The 3,597-nt window shown below is 69.1% G+C and carries 3 protein-coding genes; all 3 read left to right on the top strand.

Going from position 1 to position 3,597, the window contains the following annotated elements; all coding sequences use genetic code 11:
* The first annotated feature begins 45 nt into the window (after positions 1-45).
* From GPA_RS13880 to GPA_RS13890, 3 genes are read left to right on the top strand one after another with little or no spacing between them, the layout of a single operon-like run.
* Positions 46-1,065, top strand: coding sequence for an alpha/beta hydrolase (locus GPA_RS13880; protein ID WP_015540253.1), 1,020 nt, complete (start codon positions 46-48; stop codon positions 1,063-1,065).
* Entirely contained in the window at positions 1,038-2,549 is a 1,512-nt protein-coding gene (locus tag GPA_RS13885) for a phthiocerol/phthiodiolone dimycocerosyl transferase family protein (protein WP_231847657.1), read from the top strand. The genes GPA_RS13880 and GPA_RS13885 overlap by 28 nt, the downstream gene beginning before the upstream one ends.
* Positions 2,546-3,202 (top strand): DUF6320 domain-containing protein, encoded by a 657-nt coding sequence (locus GPA_RS13890; protein ID WP_015540254.1) that lies wholly within the window; start codon positions 2,546-2,548, stop codon positions 3,200-3,202. The genes GPA_RS13885 and GPA_RS13890 overlap by 4 nt, the downstream gene beginning before the upstream one ends.
* Positions 3,203-3,597: the final 395 nt, after the last annotated feature.

The following is a 3,597-nucleotide window of genomic DNA, read 5'->3' on the forward strand; positions in this document are numbered from 1 at the left end:
GACGGCCCGGAAACGGCGCCGCCGCCCCGGGAAAGGACGGCATACATGCCCATCAACAAGGCGGTGCTCGCCGCCTTCAAGGCGGCAACGCGGCTTCGGCCCGACATCAAGGAGTTCTACAAGGCGCAGCGCGTGGCCGAGGACCTGAGCGCCAGGCTCGCCCTCCCCAACCCCCGCTGCCGCGTCGACGACATCACGGCCCCGATGCCCGACGGCTGCGCGCTCCCCCTGCGCGTGTTCACCCCGCTCGACATCGACTTCTCGCTGGCCGAGGAGTTCAAGGTCACGGAGGACTTCCGCGGCACCGTGCTGTTCTTCCACGGCGGCGGCTGGGTGAACGGCGACGTGGACTTCTACACCGATGCCTGCAGCGCGATGGCGCTGCGCCTGGAGCGGCGCGTGGTGTCGGTGGACTACCGCCGCGCACCCGAGCACCGCTTCCCCCAGGCGCCCGAGGACTGCTACGAGGTGGCCCGCCAGCTGCATGCGGGCGAGCTTTTGGCCGACGTGGACGCCGACCATATCGTGCTCTTCGGCGACAGCGCCGGGGGGAACCTGGCCGCCGTGGTGTCGCTCATGGCCCGCGACCGCGGGGAGTTCCTGCCCCGCACGCAGATGCTGCTCTATCCCGTGACGTACAACGACCACGACCCCGTCACCTCGTACTTCGACTCCGTGCGGGAGAACGGCGAAGACTACCTGCTCTCGTCGCGCGACATACGCGGCTACATGGAGCTGTACGCCTCGTCGCCCGCCGACCTGCACCGGCCCTACTTCGCGCCGCTGTTGGAGAGCGACCTCTCCCGCCAGCCGCGCACGCTCGTGGTCACGGCCGAGTACTGCCCGCTGCGCGACGAGGGCGAGGTGTACGCGCAGCGGCTGGCCGACGACGGCGGCGACGTGCAGTGCTACCGCATGCTCGACGCCGTGCACGGCTACCTGCTGTACCCCTCGGTGTTCAACATCGTGAGGGACACGTACCGCATCGTCAAGCAGTTCCTCGATGGCGACCCGCTCGTGCAGGAAGGCGAACCGACGTGGCTCGGGCTACTTGGTACCGACTAGACAACGTAGGGAAGTTCTACTCGTCGCAGGCGGGCAGCTCCGCCCAGACGGTGTTCCGCTACGCGGCGACGATGGCCGACGACGTAGACCCCGCGGCGCTGCAGCGCGCGCTCGACCGCACGGTGGACGTGTTCCCCGGCTTCAACGTGTGCCTGCGCAGCGGCATGTTCTGGCACTATCTGGAGCAGGCGCCCCGCCCCCCTGCCGTGACGCAGGAGAACCTCCCCATCTGCTTCGGCCTGCACGTGGACGCGAAGAGCGTGCTCATCCGCGTAAGCTGGTTCCGGGCGCGCATCAACCTGGAAGTGTCGCACATGGTGTCCGACGGGCGCGGATCGCTGAGCTTCTTCAAGGCCCTGCTCTACGCCTACGTGGAGGAGCGCTACGGCGTGGAGGGCCTGCCGCAGGAGTACGACGGCTCGGACCACCAGAAGGCCGAGGACAGCTTCGACAAGTACTTCGAGCGCGACAAGGCGGCCTCCACGCACGCCCCCAAGGTCTACCGGCTCACCGGCTGGCGCGACGCGGCCGACCCCACGTACTTGGAGTACCACCTGCCCGTGCGATCCGTGCTCGACCTGGCGCGCGGGCACGGCGTGAGCCTGACGTCGCTCGTCATCGCGGCCATCATGTGCGCCATCCGCGCCGAGATGCCCTGGCGCGAGCGCCACCGCGCCATCCGCCTGGACGTCCCCGTGGACCTGCGGCAGCACTTCAAGTCCACCACCACCAAGAACTTCTTCGGGCTTGCGTTCGTGTCCTACGTGCCCGGCGACGAGGACGAGCCCGTGGAGCGGATTGCCGCGAAGGTGCAGGAGCAGCTGCGCGTGGCCACCGACCCCGAGAGCCTCAAGCCCCGCATGAACCGCATGATCGCGCTGGAGAAGAACCCGCTTCTGCGCCTGGCCCCCCTGTTCGTGAAGGACGCCCTCCTGGAGCTGGCCAGCCGCTTCACGGCGCGCGAGACCACCACGACGCTCTCGAACCTCGGGCGCATCACCGTGGACGCGCGGGTGGAGCCGTACGTGCGCGACATCAACCTCCTGACGTCCACCACTGGGCTGAACTTCCTTCTGTGCTCGTTCGGCGACGACTTGAGCATCGGCATATCCACGGCGTACTCGAACCCCGACGTGGTGAAGAACTTCGTCCGGTACTTCTCGGGCTGCGGCATCGAGGGGCGCATCAACATCAACAAGACGAGCGAGGAGGTTGCCGAGGACCGCCTGGAGGCGAAGCTGGAGGCCTCGGTGAGGCGCTTGGGCGGCCAGGCGCCCGCGCACGGGGAGGCCGAGACGCAGGAGAAGCCGAAGCGGAAGGCCAAGGCCATGCGGCTGGCGGAGGCGGAGCACGCGACGGGGACGGACCCGTCTCAGGAGGCAGGGCGCGGGGCCGACGCGGGCGGCGACCGAAAGGCGAGGACCGCACGCACGGCTGACGCAGGCGGCAACCGAAAGGCGAGGCGGAAGGAGGCCGGGAAATGAGGCGATGCGGGAAGTGCGGCGTGTCGTTCACGGGCGACCTTGACCGGTGCCCGCTCTGCCAGGCGGAGCTCTCGGGCGAGGCCGAGCCGTCGGCGTTCCCCCGAAACGAGGTGCGCAAGTCGGGCGCCGTGGCGCTGAGCGTGCTGGCGTTCGTGAGCGGCGCATGCCTGCTGGCCATGCTGTTTCTGGGACGGACGCTGGGGCTGCCGGGCGACATCGTGCTCACCGTATGCCTGGGCCTGGTGGTGAACTACCTGTTCGTGCGCAACATCCTGGTGCACACGCCCGACTTCCTGCGCGTGGTGGTGCGCTACTTCCTCATCCTGCTGGCCATCGCGGCGCTGTGGTACCTCATCACGCGCAACCCCGTGGTCACGACGTTCGTCATACCCGGCATATGCCTGGTGGCGCTCGTGTTCGACGCCGTGCTGGTGGCCGTGTTCCGTGGCACGTTCGTGTCGGGTTACGCGAAGTACCTGCTGTTCGACGTGGTGCTGGGGCTGATCCCGCTCGCGCTCGTGGCGCTGGGGCTGACCACGTGGGACGTGCCGGCCAACGTGAGCGCGCTCACGGCCAGCGTGCTGCTGCTGGCCCTGCTCGTGTTCACCCGCAAGCAGCTCGTGGCCGAGGTGCGCAAGCTGTTCTCCGCGTGACGGCACGGCGCGCGCAGGCACGCGCGTCCGTCGCATCCGCCTTCGGCGCGCTGCGCGTCGCGCCATGGCGCGCAGCGCATGGTGCGGCACAGTAATCACCGGTTTTCTACAGCAGGCCGCGTCGGCAGAGCAGGCCTCGCCTTCGACGTTACGAGCAACCAGGGGAAACGCCTGAAAGAGGCGGCCTTCGGACCCCATCGCGCTGTCCCAGACCGCGCGCATGTCGAAAACCGGTGATTACTGTGCCGGTGGGGCGTTATGGCGCTCGAAGAGCGATGCATCGCCCGCCCGCCCCTCCCCCGCACCGGGCCATGCAGGGAGGGGGACGCCACGGACAGCGGGTGCAGAGGGGCGCCGGGCGGTGCCACGGCAACCGGGTGCAGGGGGCGGCGGGC

This window comes from Gordonibacter pamelaeae 7-10-1-b (assembly GCF_000210055.1).
GTDB classification, from domain to species: Bacteria; Actinomycetota; Coriobacteriia; order Coriobacteriales; family Eggerthellaceae; genus Gordonibacter; species Gordonibacter pamelaeae.